The 18,830-nt window shown below is 46.6% G+C and carries 9 protein-coding genes and 2 riboswitches; of the genes, 6 read left to right on the top strand and 3 right to left on the bottom strand.

The genetic code is table 11. The features are described 5' to 3' along the window. Window positions 1–19 precede the first annotated feature (19 nt). From Psch_RS01085 to Psch_RS01105, 5 genes are all read left to right on the top strand, one after another. Window positions 20–694: a helix-turn-helix transcriptional regulator gene (locus tag Psch_RS01085; RefSeq protein ID WP_190238857.1), complete on the top strand. Its 675-nt coding sequence runs from the start codon at window positions 20–22 to the stop codon at window positions 692–694. A 199-nt stretch (window positions 695–893) separates the two neighbouring features. Continuing rightward, a complete protein-coding gene (locus Psch_RS01090; protein WP_190238858.1) occupies window positions 894–1,382 on the top strand; it encodes a hypothetical protein in 489 nt (162 codons plus the stop codon). An 86-nt stretch (window positions 1,383–1,468) separates the two neighbouring features. Beyond that, window positions 1,469–6,304: a GLUG motif-containing protein gene (locus tag Psch_RS01095; RefSeq protein WP_190238859.1), complete on the top strand. Its 4,836-nt coding sequence runs from the start codon at window positions 1,469–1,471 to the stop codon at window positions 6,302–6,304. A 246-nt stretch (window positions 6,305–6,550) separates the two neighbouring features. Next, complete coding sequence (locus Psch_RS01100) at window positions 6,551–10,504, top strand: S-layer homology domain-containing protein (protein ID WP_190238860.1); 3,954 nt, start codon at window positions 6,551–6,553, stop codon at window positions 10,502–10,504. 166 nt (window positions 10,505–10,670) lie between these two features. Continuing rightward, window positions 10,671–10,729: riboswitch (Fluoride riboswitch) on the top strand. Window positions 10,730–10,791: 62 nt separating this feature from the next. Continuing rightward, on the top strand, window positions 10,792–12,561 hold the full coding sequence (locus tag Psch_RS01105) for a dynamin family protein (protein WP_190238861.1): 1,770 nt from the start codon (window positions 10,792–10,794) through the stop codon (window positions 12,559–12,561). Between the two features lie 292 nt (window positions 12,562–12,853). On the opposite strand, the gene Psch_RS01110 is transcribed toward Psch_RS01105, so the two are convergent. The 3 genes from Psch_RS01110 to Psch_RS01120 form a co-directional block, all read right to left on the bottom strand. Continuing rightward, complete coding sequence (locus Psch_RS01110) at window positions 12,854–14,353, bottom strand: MutS-related protein (RefSeq protein WP_190238862.1); 1,500 nt, start codon at window positions 14,351–14,353, stop codon at window positions 12,854–12,856. Then, complete coding sequence (locus tag Psch_RS01115; RefSeq protein WP_190238863.1) at window positions 14,350–15,885, bottom strand: MutS-related protein; 1,536 nt, start codon at window positions 15,883–15,885, stop codon at window positions 14,350–14,352. The genes Psch_RS01110 and Psch_RS01115 overlap by 4 nt, the downstream gene beginning before the upstream one ends. 128 nt (window positions 15,886–16,013) lie before the next feature. Continuing rightward, window positions 16,014–16,087: riboswitch (Fluoride riboswitch) on the bottom strand. Between the two features lie 115 nt (window positions 16,088–16,202). Next, entirely contained in the window at window positions 16,203–17,654 is a 1,452-nt protein-coding gene (locus tag Psch_RS01120; protein ID WP_190238864.1) for an aminotransferase-like domain-containing protein, read from the bottom strand. Between the two features lie 136 nt (window positions 17,655–17,790). Between Psch_RS01120 and Psch_RS01125 the strand changes: the two genes are divergently transcribed. Beyond that, window positions 17,791–18,408: a LysE/ArgO family amino acid transporter gene (locus Psch_RS01125; protein WP_190238865.1), complete on the top strand. Its 618-nt coding sequence runs from the start codon at window positions 17,791–17,793 to the stop codon at window positions 18,406–18,408. Window positions 18,409–18,830 lie beyond the last annotated feature (422 nt).

Consider the following 18,830-nt stretch of genomic DNA (forward strand, 5'->3'; position numbering starts at 1 on the left):
AAGAAACGAGGGCCAATCCATGAAAGATCAGGTTGAGGATGCCCAAAGGAGCTTAGCAAAATCATTCCAATCGCTTTTGGAAGAACAGGAACTGCTTGCGAAAGTAATCGAGTTCTTCCCCTATCCGATTCAGATTTTCTCCCTTGACGGGACGGCGAGGATGATTAACAAAGCGGCGCTGGAGATGATAGGCATAAAAAGCGTGGAATCCCATGTGGGCAAATACAATGTTTTTGAGGACCCCATCGTACGTGGGCTTGGCGTTATGGACCAGGTCAGGCAGGTATTGACAGGTAAAACCGTATATCTTACCGATTTCAATGCGCCTTATCAGGACATGATCCGGTATTTTAATGTGGAAGACAGGGATATACAGACCATAAGCTCAGACATTACCTGTTTTTCCATAGAAACGCATTGGCAGGAGCCTTTTGACGCCAACGAAACGGCAAAGGCGGCGTGCCTCAGCAAGGCACATTTCACAAAGCTGTTTAAGAAGCATACCGGCATAACACCTCATGAGTATTATATTGATTATAAAATCGGCAAATTGAAGGAGAAGCTGCTGGATACCAACCTTTCCATCGCCCAGGCCTTTGCCGCCTGCAACATGGATTATAACGGCCATTCCGCCAGATTATTCAGAGAGAAGGTTGGCGTTTCCCCGTCTGTATATCGGAAAATGTCGGAGTAAAATGAATTGTCCTATAAAAGTAATAAGAGGAAGCCGGGCTTTGGTTTAGTACGAAAGCCCGGCTTCCTCTTATTTTCAAGATAACATTTTTCGTACTAATTATAAGCATATTCAACCTATCCTCGCAATCAGCCCAGTTAATAAAATATTAATAGCATTTATGAAAAATATGGCAATTTGGATGAAAAGGAGCATTCTTATGGGGGATAAAACGAAAGAACAACTGCTTGAGGAACTGTCAGAGGTACAGAAAATGTTGGAGGAAAGAACAGAGACTCAAGGCCAAATGATAAGAAAATTTCAGATGCTTATCGCCAATGAGGGGCTGTTTTCTCAAATCATCGATTTTTTCCCTTATCCCATCGCCATATTTACGCCGCAGTATACACTGGCTATGGTGAACAAGGCTTTTGCAGCGGAAACAAAAACGCGGTTTATGAACCTGGGAAAAGGAACCGTCCGCATTCTTCAATACAAGATTGATGATACGCAACTGGCTGCCGCCGTCACGCGGGTCTTTGCCGGAGATACCTTCTTTTTAGAGGACTTAAAGAACCCGTTTACCATGTTTTCAGGAATCACACGACAAAGCGCGCCGCAGCCTGACCGTTTCAATAAGGCCGTCATTTTTCCTGTTCCGGCCGATGATGCTAAAATCACCCACGGCGTGATTGTGTTTATGCCATGAGTAAAGCACATAGGACAGGACAAGTAAACACGGGCTGCCGGCTGCTGCGTAAATAACAAAAAAATAAAAGAAGGTGAGGATGTTTTATGAGAAGTGTACTGAGGAAAATATTGTCCATGCTGCTGGTGTTATGCCTTTGGACGGCGCTCATGCCTTTTTCCGTCCTGGCGGCGGAAGGAGACATCTGTGAAGTTAACGGGACAACATATGCAACATTGGATGATGCTCTGGACGCGGTCCATCCCACGGGCGGGGGGACCATCCGGCTGCTGGAGAATATTAATTACGACGGTGGCATTGTTATTGACCGAGAAGGCATCACTTTTGATCTGGATGGGTTTACGCTCAATGTGGACAATAGCACCGGTCCGGGTTTAAAGGTGATCGGCGGCGGCACTGTAGAATTTATTGACGAGGGAACAACGGGTTCTTTCAACGTCACCGGCACGGAGTATGGGGTGTGGGCTGATTATGGCTCTGTGGTCTGGGTCAACAATGTCACCGCAAGCGGCGAATCCAGCTGTGGAGTAAAAGCCACTGAGTATGCAAGTATTATCGTAGAAGGCAATGTTATAGCTACCAACACTAATAGCATCGGTGTGGGAGTAGAATCCGGCGGAGAGGTCAATGTAAAGGGGGACGTCACTGCAAACGGTATCGAAGGCATAGGCATAAAAGCCTACGATGTCGTATGCGATGAGGCAGAGGTTATCGTTGAGGGAGACGTCACCGCAAGCGGTGGTGACAGCGTTGGCGTATTGGCCATAGATTCATACGTTACCGTCGGGGGAAATGTCACGGGCGACAAGGGTGGCGTGGACGCCGAAGATTCGGGCATTGAAATAACCGGAGATGTCCAATCCTCTGATGAATCCGGTTACGGCATAAGAGCCACAGATAACTGCGATATCGATATCAACGGGAATGTCCGGTCCAACGGTACCGGTGTATGGATATGGGCGGAAGGGACTGCTGATTTCTCGGAAATTACTATTGACGGAGTAATAGACGCGCCGGAGTATATACGGATCGGGATAGATACATTCGATTTTGAAGATGGCTATCTGGATCCTGACATGATAGACGGCTACCGAATCTACGTCGACGAATCCCTGGGTGCTGTATTAGTAGCAGAGTTTGCCGGCGGCAGCGGCAGCAGTGAGGAAGATCCTTACCTTGTTGCCCATGCCGCTCAGCTCTATAATGTCCGCAATCACCTTGATAAACACTTTAAACTAATCGAAGATATAGACCTGAGCGGTTACAGTACCGGCGACGGCTGGGAGCCTATCGGTGATAACATTGACCCTTTCACCGGCACCTTTGACGGTGGTGAGGAAGGGTATACCATAAGCGGCCTCGTTATCGACCGGATTACTACCGCCTATGTAGGTTTGTTCGGTTGTACCGGAGCAGAAGCGGAAATCCGGGACCTTAGGCTGGCGGACGTAAACGTAACCGGCAGTGTCTATGTCGGGGGCCTGGTAGGAAGGAATTACGGTCAGGTTACCAACTCATATGCCACTGGTGATGTGACAGCTAGAAGTGATGGTGGTGGTTTGGTGGGGCAAAATGAAGGCTCGATCACCGATTCCTACGCCATAGGTACTGTGACGGACGTCTGGAGCGGCACTTTCGGTGGTTTGGTGGGACATAATAATGGTACAATCACCAACTGCCATGCCGAAGTAACTGTAAAGAGTAATGAAAGTATGGTAGGCGGTCTGGTAGGTGAGAATGACGGCGGTATCAGCGAGTCGTACGCTGTGGGTGAGGTGGAAGGCAAAAGTGAAGTCGGAGGTTTGGTAGGATACAACAGTGGTGGAAATATCGATAGGTCTTACGCCACCGGCGCCGTGACAGGTACCGAAACGGGTATTTATTATACCTATGTAGGCGGTTTAGTAGGAATCAACGCCGGTCCGATCAGTGAATCTTATGCCAGAGGAGCCGTATCTGGACAGGAAGACATCGGCGGCCTGGTCGGGTATAACTCGGGCTCTGGCTCTGTTACCAATTCTTATGCGACCGGGACTGTAAATGGGTATAGTTATATCGGCGGCCTGGCAGGATTAAATTTAGGTAATATTATGGACAGTTACTGGGATACCGAAACATCACTTCAAAGGTCTTCAGATGGTGGCACAGGCAAGGCCACAGCCGAGATGAAGCAGCAGGCAACTTTTACAGACTGGGACTTTGATACGATTTGGGAGATTAATGGCAGCGACAATAATGGATACCCATTCCTAAGATGGCAGGGATACGATGGGGGACAAACCAACGAGCCACCTGTATTAAGTGCAGTCGGCGTCAGTGCCGTAACCCAAACAACTGCAACATTAAACTTCACCTCCGACAAAGCGGGGAATTACTACTTCCTGGTTTATAGCGCAGGGGACGACGCTCCGGACGCAGCCACAATCAAAGCCCAGGGAGAAGCTGCGGCAAAAGGAACAGGTACAGCAGCGGCAGCGGCAAATGCTGCCCAGGTAACCGGCTTAACAGCGTCGACAGCATATAAGGCATATGTCATCGTAGAAGATGCGGAAGAAAATATTTCAAACGTGGCAGTGATCGGCTTTACCACAGCAACAGCCGAAATGCCCATAGGAGCTGACATCAGTCCGGCTTTATGCACCTTTGACCTCGAAAACCCTGACAACGTAAGTACGACCATTTCCTGGGGCAGCGCGACAACCGTCACTGCCGTAGTCTACGGCACAACGTCTTTGACAACGCCCGCGGATTACAATGTAAGTGGAAACACGCTGATCATCACGGCAGGTTATCTTGAGGGTCTTAACCTTTCCGCAGGCGATACCGTGGGATTTGAAATCTCCTTTGATGTCGGGGACAGCGCCTCCCTGACGGTCAACATCGTTAATGGTTATATTCCCGGCACCGACGCCACCCTGAGTGACCTGAAGGTAGGCGGCGTGACCGTTGCGGGCTTTGTGTACGACAATTACGATTACAGCATACAGTTACCTTACGGCACTTTACCCGGCAGTCTGGCAGCTACCGTCAGCGCTACACCGAACGACCCGAAAGCCGGCGTAGCCATAACCCAGGCGGCGTCCCTTCCCGGCAGTGCCACAATTGTGGTGACTGCCGAGGATACCATGACAACACAAACCTATACAGTGAATTTCACGCTGGAAGCCGCATCGAACAACGCCCCAAACCGCAAGACCGGCGTACCGGCGACGACATCGGCCAGCGTGACGGTAAATACTGCTTACACCCTCGACCTCTCAACGATCTTTGAGGATGCCGACAGCGATCCGCTGACCTATACGGTATCAATAGATGGCGCCAATCCGGTTGCGGCAGCGGCAAACTATGTCTACACACCGACATCGGCAGGCGATACCATATTAGTATTCAAAGCCAACGATGGAACAGCGGATTCCACTGACACCTATACGGTGACTTTGACCGCCAACGCAGCGCCGCCACAGACCTATGCCCTGACCATTACGGCGGGGACAGGCGGCAGCATTACGACCGGCAGCAGTGGCAATTATGCGGCAGGCACAGTCATCAGTATTGCCGCGGCACCTTCTTCCGGATACAGCTTCAGTAAATGGTCATCCGTCGGCGGCGGGACTTTCGGCAGCACGACCAGTGCCAGCACTACCTTTACCATGCCGGCGGGCGCTGTCACAATCACAGCCGGCTTTACCCACAATGGCTCCGGTGGAGGCAACAGCGGAGGCGGCGGGAGCACTACTCCGTCAACCCCGACTTATAAAGCGGACGTTAAAGCTGGAAACGGCTCTGAGACGACTCTTCCCGTCACTGTTGACAAGGATGCCGGAACCGCCTCCATAGACGCGGATTCTCAGAGCCTCGCCCAGGGCGGAACTGTCATCACGATACCGTCTATACCCGACATCGACACCTATTCACTCGGCATACCGGTTCCGGATCTGTCAACGACTGATGTTCAGGGTACGCTGAGTTTCAATACCGACGCAGTCAGCATCACAGTTCCGTCCAATATGCTGACGGGCGTTGCGGACGCAGACGGAAACAGGGCACAGATCACCATCGGTCAGGGAGACAAATCCAACCTGTCGGAGGATGTCAAGGACGCCGTCGGAGACAGGCCGCTGGTACAGCTCACACTGTCCATCGATGGTAAGCAAACCAACTGGAACAACCCTGACGCTCCGGTTACTGTATCTATCCCTTACACTCCGACGGCGGCCGAGCTAGCTGCCCCCGAGCATATCGTCGTATGGTACATCAACGGAGCCGGAAATGCGGTATCGGTACCCAACGGGAGGTATGACCCTGCAACCGGCGCCGTGACCTTTACCACCACCCATTTCAGCTATTATGCTATAGCCTATGTACACAAAACCTTTGACGATCTGGAAAGTGTCGCCTGGGCAAAGGAATCCATTGAGGTGCTTGCGTCCAAAGGTATATTGGAGGGCATATCGGAAACAGAGTACTCCCCTCAGGAAAACATCACGAGGGCAGACTTCCTGTTCTTCCTTGTACGTACCCTGGGAGTTGATGCCGAGGTTAACGGAAACTTCGATGATATAAGCAGTGATGCTTATTACAACAAAGAGATAGTCATAGCCAAAAAGCTTGGGATCACCGGCGGTACCGGAGACAACAAATTCAGCCCGGATGCATGCATTACAAGGCAGGATATGATGGTACTGACCGAAAGAGCCTTAAGAATGCTGAAAAAACTTGAAGCGCAGGGTTCGGCCTCGGACCTTGTCAGGTTTACCGACAAATCCCTGGTTGCGGCCTATGCCGTAAACAGCGTCGCCTCTGTTATAAAGGAAGGTTTGATCGTGGGCAGCGGCGATAAGATCAATCCCCTAGGCAATACCACAAGGGCGGAAGCCACCGTATTTTTGTACAGGGTATATAACAAGTACACTGGATATTAGAAGATTAGTGGATGTGCAGATTATCTAAATAATAAAATAGTATATTTACTCGGGCACCCAGTTCTTGCCACTATGAGTATACTGCTGATCAGGACCATGGCAATATTGCATTACCGAAGGCGAAGTGAAAGTAGAGTTATCTAAAAAGATATTAAAGATAAAAGATTACTGAAAAGGAGGCTTTGGACAAGAAAGTTTTGGTTTTGGGGGAAGAGTAAATCAGCAAAAAACAAGGAGGAGTCGTTTATGGGAGTAAAAGGGAAGCTGCTTACCCTGTTCGTAGTAATCGTATTAATGATTACATTGGCAGGGGTAGTATCCGCTTCACAGTTAACTGACATCAATAACCATTGGGCTGAGAAACAAATCGCAAAATGGGTATCCGATGGTTTAGTCACCGGTTACCCTGATAACACCTTCCGTCCGGGAAGTGATATAACCCGTGCAGAGTTTGTCGTCTTAGTCAACAGGGCTTATGGTTTTAGTGAGAAGGCAGAAATTAGTTTCACTGATGTAAAGTCTGGTGATTGGTTTGCTGCTGAAATTCAAAAAGCCCAAGCTGCAGGATATGTAAACGGGTATGATGATGGAACGTTTGGGCCGAATAAGAAAATCAGCCGACAGGAAGCTGCGGCAATGTTGGCTAGGCTCCTTAAGTTGGATGGTTCTCAAAGTGATGTAAGTAAGTTTAGCGACAAGGCTAATATTCCTCAATGGAGTAAGAACTTTATCGGAGCGGTGGCTGCTAAAGGATATATGGGCGGTTATCCGGATGGAACTCTTCAGCCTGCTAAGTCCATTACCAGAGCCGAAACTGTTACTACTCTAGATAGGGCAGTCGGTACTTTATTTAATTCTGCCGGAATTTTTGGATCTGACCAAGGAACCAAAACAATTACAGGTAATGTTACAGTTAACGTTGCCGACGTAACTATTAAGAACACCATTATTTCTGGTGACTTGATTTTGGTAGCCGGTATTGGCAACGGCGATGTGGAACTTGATAATGTTACAGTGAAAGGAACCACCTTGGTAAGTGGTGGCGGCGAAAACAGCGTTGTTATTAATAATTCTTCCTTATCTGGCGAATTAATTGTCTATCGTGTAAATGGTAAAGTGAGAGTTGTGGCGAAAGGAACAACCTCTATTGATTCTGTTCGGCTGGAATCTGCTGCTAAGCTCGAGGAAGATTCTTTGACTGGAACAGGCTTTAAAGATGTAGGAATCTTAGTAATTAAGCCAGGCGAAGAGATAGAACTTGAAGGCGATTTTGAAAATGTTTCTGTGGAAACTAATGCTGATGTTCAAATAACCGGAACTTCCAAAGTAGCTAAATTAACTGTTAATGAAGATGGTGAAGGGGCGGAGATTCAAGTAGCTACCGGCGCATCTGTCAATACTTTAACATTAAAGGCTAAGGTAACAGTAACCGGTAAGGGTACCATTAGCAAGCTGGTTGCCAATGAAGATGCAAATGGTTCAAAAATTGAACAGAGTATAACTAATATCACGATTTCAGGAACAGCCACACTTACAATTAATGGTAAAGATGTATCCAAATCCACTAGCACAGGCGGCGGTGGTGGTGGCGGTGGCGGCCACGATGATGATGATGATAAAGATGTAAATGAAGAAACTGTAAATAATATTGATGAACTTGCAGCCGCCTTAGTTGATGAGAATGTTGAGACGATTATATTGGCTGCCGATATTGATTTGCAGGAAACTCTGGTAATTGATAGAGAGGATTTAACTATCCAAGGTAATACGGCAGATAAGACAAGAAAAATTACAGGCAATGTCAATGTGGAGAAGACTGAGGTAACTCTCAAGAATATGACAATTGACGGTGATTTTACTGCTGGGATAGGAATTGGTGATGGCGATGTTACTCTTGATAATGTTGAAGTAACCGGAGCCTCTTATTTTGACGGTGGTGGTGAGCACTCAGCTCATTTAAACGGTGAGACTGTACTTGGTGCTGTATACGCAAATGCAGAAGGATTGCATATCAATGCAGAGGAAGGTGCTTCCATTTGCGGTACATTAACCCTTAACGCAGGAGCCACATTGACTGCTCCTTCAGAAAATGTGTTCAGTGGTGATATTGTTGTTGGAGCTGGTGCGGCAAATCAAACAGTTACAATTAATGCCCCGGTTTCAGCCAGCGTTAATATTACAATTAATGCCCAAGGTATGACATTTGCGGCTAATTCTCCAATTCAGGCGGCTGTTCAAGTAAATACCGGAGCAACATTAACCGGTACCGGTTTACAGAATAGTGATGTAACAGTGGGTGGAAATGCTACAGGACAGTCCGTTGCTATTCAGGCCCCTGTCAACAACCTGGTCATCACTGTGCCCGCTGAAGTAGCCGTGTTCGAAAATGTTAGCGGATCAGTAACAATTGAAGCTAACGATGTTGTCATGGAGATTGCCGAAGAAGTAATTGTAACCGGACAGGTAGTTGTTCAGGGAGCAGGTCTCCAAATTCAAACACAAAGTGATTTAGAAGTAAATAACCAGCAGGGCGGTGAAGTATTCTATAGCGGCACAGGTACGGTAACAGGGAATAATGTTGTATATACCCTCCCCGCCCCTGAGCTTGATATTAATTATCAGAATGGAACGATTTCTGTTTCCGAAGATATGTATGATGCGGAGTATAAGGTAGATTTAGAGCTAGAGTGGCACGATGTTGATGGAGCTGTAGATGTTGATTTAGCCGATAGTCTTATAAAGATTCGCTATAAGCAGGCTCCTCCTTTTACGGCTGCTGGTATTACCGCACTGGTTACAGCACGAGCGGAAGCACCGGTTATTGGTATAGACTATACGGCAGAGGCAACCATACAAGCAATTACCTCAGCTATGGAGCGGTCCGCCAGTGAAAACTTCGAAACCAGCCAACCAGGAATGGGGTTAAGATTAAAACTCACTCCCGGCGAAACATTATATTTCAGGTATAGGGCTACAAACAGTTCTTTTGCTAGTCAACCTTATGAATTAGTAGTACCTGTAAGACCTGCGGCAGCTTCCTTTACTGGGGTAAGGATGAGCGTGGATGGACTGACAGCTGTTTTGGAAGGCTTACCGGAGAACGCTGCAAACTTTCAGTTCAGAGTTGATGTACTTGGTAACGATGTATGGACCGGATGGTCTAACTTAACAGTAGTTGGAACAACAGCGAATTTAGGCATGCCCGCTAATTTGAAGCTTAAAGACGGGATTAGTAAGGTTCAAGTCAGGACAAAGGCAGCTACGGATAAGTTTGCTGGAATCAGTACCCAGCAAACAGTTGTATTGCCGGTAACTGAGCCATCAATCACGGCCATCAGCGTAGCGAACGGAGAAATCACAATAACCTTTAGCGGAGCAGCTCCGGCGGGGTTGGCATTGGCCGACTTTGAATACGGGGCAACTTTAGACGGGGAAGCATACACTCTGGAGAACCCGGCCTATGCAGAGGGGAAGATCACCTTTGACGCGGTAACCCAGACCAGCGCGGAACAGGTTTTAGCGGTATCAATAGGAAAGTCTGAAGCGAGCACCCTGCTAAGTGAGGGCGGTGCAGCTGCCAGTGTGACGATTCCGGCGTTAACCGTAACTAAGCCGTCAATCACGGCCATCAGCGTAACGAACGGAGAAATCACAATAACCTTAAGCGGAGCAGCTCCGGCGGGGTTAGCATTGGCCGACTTTGAATATGGAGCAACTTTAGACGGGGAAGCATACACACTCAAGAATGTGGCCTATGCAGACGGGAAGATTACCTTTGACGCGGTAGCCCAGACCAGTGCAGAACAGGTTTTAGCGGTAGAAGTAGGGAAGGCTGAAACGAGCACCTTGCTAAGTGAGGGCAGTGCTACTGACAGTGTAACGATTCCGGCACTACCAGTAACTAAGCCGTCAATCACGGCCATCAGCATAACGAACGGAGAAATCACAATAACCTTAAGCGGAGCAACTCCGGCGGGGTTAGCATTGGCCGACTTTGAATATGGAGCAACTTTAGACGGGGTAGCATACACTCTGGAGAACCCGGCCTATGCAGACGGGAAGATCACCTTTGACGCGGTAGCTCAGACCAGTGCAGAACAGGTTTTAGCGGTAGAAGTAGGGAAGGCTGAAACGAGCACAAAATTAAGTGAAGGCAGTGCAACTGCCAGTGTAACGATTCCGGCACTACCCAGTAACTAAGCCGTCAATCACGGCCATAATAACTTGGAATAACTTGGTGTCTGACACCAAGTTATTCTTAACAAAGGGTCAATTGGCGGGTTAGTCAATACTACGTAAGCGTCAAATAAAGCAATCTATTTGACTTTTGCTCCAGTTAGCTTTATTCTTATATAGTGATTACAATTAAACAACAGGCGATGGAGCTCGCCTTGTGCCCGAATGGCTGATGGCTCCTGTAAAGTATACTTTACAGGAGCTTTTGTATTCTCAAGGAGGTTGTAACAACTATTGACGGGGGATTACAGATGTTGGACCAGTTTGTTTTAAGAAAAAATACTATGATCCAGGTATTGGACCAGGCAGTCGCTTTCGCCAGGCAAAAGGAGAACTCCCTGGCCGCATCGCTCCTGCTTGAGAGCAGGGAAAGGCTAATCCAGGAAACATTCACTCTTGTTATTTTGGGTGAATTCAAGCGGGGCAAGTCCACTTTTATCAACGCGCTTTTGGGCGCCCAACTCCTCCCAACCGCGATCGTACCGTTAACAGCCATCCCGACTGTGATTCGTTACGGGGAGAGTCTTGTTGTTTACGCAGTCCACATGAGCGGTGTCATTGAAGAAATTTCACTGGATCAAATATCCGGTTACGTTACGGAAAAGGGTAACCCCAAAAACACCAAAAAGATCCGTGAGGTCCAGATCCGCTACCCCTCGGAATTTCTTGAACAGGGTATAATCCTGGTCGACACGCCAGGGGTGGGTTCGGTTTACCAGCACAACACAGAAGCGGCCTATGCCTATCTGCCATACTCAGACGCTGCTGCTTTTATCATTTCCATCGACGCGCCGCTTAGTAAAATTGAACTTGATTACCTGAAAGATATCTCGAAATACGTTAACAAGCTGTTTTATATCCTGAACAAGGTTGATATAGCCACAGCGGAAGATGTAACTGAAGCCGGCGCTTTTGCTGTGGAAACCTTAAAGTCGCACCTGGGCGAGGGGAACTATGAACTGTTACCGATGTCAGCCAGACAGGCCTTGCAGAGCCGGACCGGCGGCGACAGTGCAATATCGTTGGAGGCCAGCGGTATATTGACGTTCGAAAAAAAACTGGGGAATTTTATCCACAACAACAAGGGCCAGTTAATCCTGGAGGCATCCGCCGCCAGAGCGCTCCGGACAATCGGGGAACTGGAAGTGGAGCTTCAGCTTTGGCAACGGGCAATGGAAGGTTCATTGGAAGAACTCGACCAAAAAATTGATGCCTTTACAGCTCAGATGGAGTCTTTGGAGCAAGACCGGGAGGACTCAATTTATCTTCTCTACCGAGAGGTGGAACGCCTGGGAACATCGGTAGGGGAAAACCTCAATGATTTCTTTTCGGTTAAGGCAGATGAGCTGGTAAAGTTGTTGGAAGAGTACTATCATAAAGAGTCGCCCGGTAAGTCGGCTAAAGAGTTGGCTGTTATTTTAAACCAATACAGCAGGGAACTTATCCTGAGCGTCCTGGATGAAAAACGCAACGAACAGCGCCTGATCATAAGGGAGCAATTTGAAAAGGTGGCGCTTCGCTTTTTTGGCAGGATTGAAGAAATAGTTGACCGGATGATGGAGATTTCGGCGGAAATTTTCAACATATCCGTGGATAAGTCGGCATCCAAGGAATACATCCTGGGTTCAAAAAGGTTTTACTTTTACTTTGAGGAACACCCATCCTTCATTCCCTCATTGGAGACTTTAACAGTGTTGGGTGTGCTCCCAAAAACACTGGTAGGCGGCCGTTTGCTGAAAAATGCTAAAAACAAACTTGTAGAACTTTTTGACCGCAACTGCGGCCGTGTCCGTTTCGACCTGGCAGAAGGCTTGAAGGAAAGCGCCAGGGATGTGGCTGGCGATCTAAGGCTGCGAGCCAACTCAGTGTCCAAAGGACTGCTCGCAGCTATTCATACAGCCAGGTTGGAAAGGGACCTGGGTGAGAAGGAGCGTGCCGAAAGATTGGAAAGTTGGCGTAAGGAATATGATGAGCTGAGACAGATGAAAGATATGGTTCAGCAAGTTATTGCCTCTCGTTAGAAAAACCCTAAGTTCTATTTCATGAGATGCCTTAACACAATAAGTTTCGGCTTACCGCTGCGTGTCCCAGTCATATATCTGAAGAGAAGCCGGCTGACATATCAACGTCGATATACTCGCTGTGGAGTACAGCCGGCTTGCTTTCATTACTGGCCCACTATTTTCAATCACGAGGAGATCGAAGATACCGGTCTGCCGGTTGAGGCTGTGATAGTAACCGGCCAGACCGTTTTTATTATATCTGAGGGGACTGATAAGGTTCCTGTACTATGTAATCCAACGTGAATTGAATTTAGCCGTTTGTTTCGAAAATCCTGTCATATAAATCTTTACCAAAACTAGTTTGCAGTGGTTCACCTTCAATTATTTTAAAAGTCCTTTCTCCGCCCGTTTGTCTTTCAGCCCGCAGGAAAATGGCGTTGTCCGTTTGTTTATCATAAAAACCATGCGCAAAATCATATAAATGCGTAACGAAGAAAACCTTGATGCGTTTTTCCAATAATGCGCAAATTATCTGCCTTGCGATCTCCGAGCCTTCTCTTTCGTTTGTCGCGGCAAAGGATTCATTGAACAGCAGCAGGGAATCTGCCCTTATATTGTCTACGATATCGCTCATCCTGCTGAGTTCTTCATCAAGTTTCCCGCTGTTCATGGCAGCGTCTTCTTCCCGCTTGTAATGTGTGAAAAGGCCGTCGCAGATATTGGCACAGAAAGACTCCGCCGCCACAAACATACCGCATTGCATCATCAATTGGCACAAACCTATGCTTCGCAAAAAAGTCGATTTGCCGCCCTGGTTGGCGCCTGTGATGATCACCAGGTCTTTATTATCAGCATTCACATCGTTGCCCACAACGCTTTGTTCCAAGTTTAAAGCCAGACAGACATCGTATAATCCGCTAAAAGAGTGCCTGCGTTCATTAGGCGCCACTGGGACAGGAAAGGACATAGGCTCCCCCTTTTGGGAAAGCTGCCCGTGTAAATTCAAACAGCCTACGTAAAAAGCCAATTCGATCCGCAATACGTTAAAGAAACTGAGAATATGATCGGTGGACTGGGCGAGCGCGTTGGCGACAAGGTTGATCCCCCTGTCGTTTAATTCCGACAGCGCCCTGGCGCCGTTTTCATCGCGATCACTGATATATAAGGTGTGAGCTTGCTGTTTTTTCGCAAAGATCCGGGCAATCCAGCTTTGTTTTTTGTCATGTGGTTTACGAAGTATGTAATTGATACCTTTATTGCCTTTTCCCAATTCAGCGCTGATCAAAACTCCGTCGCGGAATTCCAGTTCCCTTAAATGGTTTTGGATGACGGCAAAATATTCCTCATCAAGTTCTTTGTTAATCATCGTGAAAAACGCTGTAAAGCCTTCCGATTCAAATTTATCAGCATGTTCACCGGCTATATTCTTTAGTTTTTTAAGCATGCCCAAAAACATCTTCAACACATTTATAGCTCTATGCAGTATCGCGGAGGGATATTTGCTGTAAAAACCAAAATAATTTTTTTTCTCGCTTTCAATTGATTCTACCGCGATATCGTAGATATCCCTGACTATGGCAGCATTTTTCAGGCAATCTTTAAGAATATCTTGGCGATACAGTATTGTGTCCAGATCATTTAAACCGGACAGAAAGGCTTTTCTTACCACTTCAAAAAGAAACCTGTCGCCGAGCGCCATGGCGTTAAACAGCGTGTCCAATTCCAGATCTTGTGTCAGCGCTTGTCCATTCACAGGTAATTTCGCCTGCAGATCAAAATCAAGATCTTTATACATGAGAAAAGCTTTCATGATTTAATGCGCTCCTTTATGCAATCGTAGGTAAGTCTGTACTTTTCGGCAATTGATATCGCGTATATGGGTCCGTTATTAGGCCTTCTTAAAATTTTATAGGTTCGCAATGCTGGGTTATTTGGCACTACCGTGCTGACCAGGCTTACGGTTTTCTCGCTTAAAGAAGCCAATTCATCTATGAAAGTTACACAAACGCACAGCAAATCCAATTGTATTATTCTTTCCATTACCTTTTTACCTAAAAAAATGGCGTCTTTTAAGGTTGTGGAAGTGAAAATCTCATTCATGATGATAATACTGTTTGATGTGGCCTGGTTTAGGATATCGTGAATCCTGATCAGGTCGTCCTGCAGTTTGCCGCGGAGATTCTTGATGTTTTCTTCTTTCTCAAAATGGGTAAAGAGCCTGTCGAACAGATAGAGTCGCGCTTGTCTGCCCGGGACGGGACAGCCTATGCCGGCCAGGTAATGCAGTTGTCCGAAAGTACGGGCGAAGGTTGTTTTACCGCCCTGGTTCGGACCGGATACTACAAATATGCGCTCCTTGTCTTTCAGGTGAAAATCATTGCACACGACGGACAAATTTTCGGCAATTAGTTTATTGGCCAGGGCTAAATCAAATCCCTCAAAATCATAAACTTCCTTGTATTCATCTGAAAGCTGCGGGTAACAAAATTTCAGTCCCGCTTGCTTGAATATTGCTATATACTCCAAATAGGCTACGTAGAAATGTATTTCCCGGTCAAAAACGCCGATCGTTTCATCTAAATAATTGCTGTTTTTAGCGTAAAACTCATCAAGAATTAAAAAAATGTCGGGATACCATTGGGCTACCAAATCCAGCACTCCAGCTTCAACATGGTTCATATCCACCCAGGTGGAAAATTTAACTCGGTAATCCTTCACCGCTCCTTGTTTAAATTTCTCGAATGTTTCCACCACTTCGGCGCTGTAATCAATTTCAGATGCATACTTGCTGACTTTGATCCAATTATCCTTAATGAGCAGGCAATATTTAACGGCGGACAAATCGGTTGTAAGTTTTTTCGTTTCCGCCAGAAGCGATGTGAAAAGGAAGGATTTGGCATAGTTCGTTATATATTCACGAAAGGCCAAGAAGCCGCGCGATTTTAAATCTGCCAGGGTTAAATCATTTAGCAGGCAATTAACGGCTTCGCAATAAATTTCTACCGCGTCTAAAAACCATCTTTCCTTCTGGTATTTATAGTAAAGCTTGCCTGCTTGGGCTAGATGTTCGCGCATTACACGCATTTTTTGCGCAAAGGCCTTTATATGCTCAAAAAAAGTTTTATTTTCAAGATCCATCATTATTTCCTGACGATACTTGATCGAGTCAATATCTTTGAAGGAAGTGTAAAAAAAAGGTTTTAGATTATATTCCTGCCAACCGGACGTGATGGCGTCTACAATCTGATCAAGATTTAAATCAACAAAAAAGTCGGGCGCTTCCAGGGTTTCTTTTTTTATGCTGTCTTCAGTTCTTTCAAATAATATGCTGTGGAAAGCCATGAAAAAACACCTCCTGGCTATGGCTCGGACGCACAATATCAACTCTACCGCTGCGAATGCCCGCATAATGGGAGTTATCAGCCCGGATATTTTATTTTGAGCATAAAAAAGCTGATAGTCTCTACCTTTTTCTCGTAGAAGCCATCAGCTGTTATCAGCGGTTCGGATTTTTCCAAAGGGGAGCTTCATCCCGTTTGTAACAATGTAACATTTTTTAATACCGCCTGCAACAACAAATTTCAGCCAATTTCTTGAAAAGTAGATATAAATATAATCATTGAACTAAAGGCTAGAATAGGCAAGCTAAGCACACTCACCTATTTGAGCAGCTGCCTGATAATCAAGGACAGTTGAGGTAGACACTGTTTCAATTCAGACATGGAAGCGTAAGAATAGGACAATCTGAGATACTGGCTGGCATGTTGGTCATATACATGACCAGGGTTCAATAGTATCCCCTTCTCTAATGACGTTTCAAAAAGTTTCCGGATGGAAAGTGCAGGCAATAATCGCAGCCAGACATAAAAACCGCCTTTGGGAACACTCCAAGTCGCAATGTCCGAAAAATGTTTTTGCAGCGCCTCAATCATGACCTCTCTTCGAACCTTCAGTTCTTCCCGGACCTTTTCAAGATGTTGGTGATAGAGCCCGCTTGAAAGCCATTCTGCTGCGGTCCATTGAGAAAGGGAACTGGAACCGTAATCCGTTTGCATTTTGATATCTGCCAATCGTTCAATGACCGGTTCCGGCCCAACTACCCAACCAATTCGTAATCCTGGGCTCAATGTTTTGGACATGCTGCCAAGATGCAATACGAGACCATTTTTATCGATGGCTTTCAAAGGGGGAGGCGGCGGGGAATCCAGCCAAAGTTCCCGGTATACTTCATCTTCAATGATCGGAAGTTGTTCCTGTTCGCATACATCCATCAGTTCTCCTCGTCTTGTTTCCGGCATCAAGACTCCCGTTGGGTTATGGAAGGACGGGATCGTATAGAGCAACGAAGCATTTTGCCTCCTTTTTTGTTCCGTGATCGTTTTAGTTTGAATCCCGTTTTCATCTAAAGGCAATCCAAATAATCTCATCCCGGCAGATTGAAATACATTCAGGGAATACAGATACGAAGGCTTTTCCAGAAAGATAGTAGATCCCCGGTGTAACAGGCCGATTGAAATCAACTGCAATGCCTGCAAGGCGCCTGAAACAATCAAAATGGAAGAGGGGGAAGCATCGATACCGAACGTTTTTAGATGCTTACTGACTTGGTCTCTCAAATAAAGTAACCCCTTTGGTTCTTCATAGCCAAGTGAACCTATGTGATCCGTCAAACGGTTAAACACGTTTTTCATCATTTCACGAGGGAATAAATCGGGGGAAGGCTCTCCCGTACCCATTCGAATGATATTGGGATAGAACTCTGCTTTATTTATTTCCTGTATCGTAGAAAAATTGGGTTGATGAATTCCCGCTTGGACATAGGAGTTCCAGTCAGGGGGCGGGGTGGAGGTCATCAAGGACCATGTATTATTGATAATCCTCGTTCCGCTTCCGCTTCTGCCTTTTAGCAATCCCTCTGATATCAATTCATCCACAGCCGTAACGATCGTACTGCGGTTGATTTTCCAGATTTCCGCCAGGGCGCGCTGCGAAGGAATTTTGCTGTTTACAGGCCATTCCCCGGTTTCTATTTTGTCTTTGATGTACTCCTTGATCTGTAAATAAAGAGGTACTGGAGATGATTTATCCGGTTTCCAATCTAGGTTAAACATAAATGAGTTATCTCCGCTAATTTACTTTAAACCCATTATACTGTTTGGTTGGGTCAAAATCCATCCAATTGGTTGGAGACAGCGGCCGCAGTCTGAGTATCATTGTATTTATACATGATGCAATGGAGGGACTCGGATGGCAGCAGCCTTTATGCACGGATTCATTCTGGCATTTGGACTCATTCTTCCGCTCGGTGTCCAAAACATTTTTGTTTTTAATCAGGGGGCCCTGCAGAAACGTTTCATCAATGCGCTCCCGGTTGTGCTGACGGCCTCACTCTGCGATACGCTTTTAATCAGTCTTGCTGTTCTAGGGGTTTCTTTGGTGGTCCTGGGCTCCTTTTGGATTAAGACGATATTCTTGAGTACAGGGATTGTATTTTTGCTGTATATGGGATGGAGCACATGGAAGAGTACCCCTGGAAATCATAAGAGCGAAAATAATACGGCAGAGACTTTTACCCCCTTGAAGCAAATTGTGTTTGCAGCATCAGTGTCGCTCTTGAACCCTCATGCGATCATGGACACGATTGGAGTGATCGGAACCAGTTCACTCAACTACAATGGGGCGGAAAAGGGGGCTTTTACAATAGCTTGTATTGTTGTTTCCTGGCTCTGGTTCATAGGCCTGGCCGCGGTAGGACGAATGACTGGAGAGTTAGATAAATCGGGGCGGTTTATGGTAATTATCAACAAAATCTCCGCTTTGATCATGTGGGCAGCGGCGATTTATATCGGGTTTTCACTATTCTAATAACGAAACTATGTTAAAGGATTTTCAATAAAAAGTGTCGAATAAAATCTTTTTTGACAGGAAGGAGGTCTCCTAGCTGACCAGTAAAAACCGTATCAGCGTATTTACAGGAGGCTTTGGCAGCGGCAAAACTGAAACTGCCCTTAACTATGCCTTATCTTTACGTGGCCGTGGTGAAGCGGTAACTGTAGTTGACCTTGACCTGATTAATCCGTATTTCAGGGTCAGAGCGGTCAGGGAAAACCTTGAAAGCAAAGGGATAAAGGTTATCAGCCCGAGCGGCAAACTTTCAGGCGCCGATGTACCGGCCCTGCCTGCGGCAATTTATGGTATTTTTGAAGGCGAGGGGCACGCAGTTATAGATGTCGGCGGCGACGATATCGGCGCCACGGCCTTAGGCCGTTTTAAGGAGCAACTTAACG

This window comes from Pelotomaculum schinkii, from assembly GCF_004369205.1.
Lineage (GTDB): Bacteria > Bacillota > Desulfotomaculia > Desulfotomaculales > Pelotomaculaceae > Pelotomaculum_C > Pelotomaculum_C schinkii.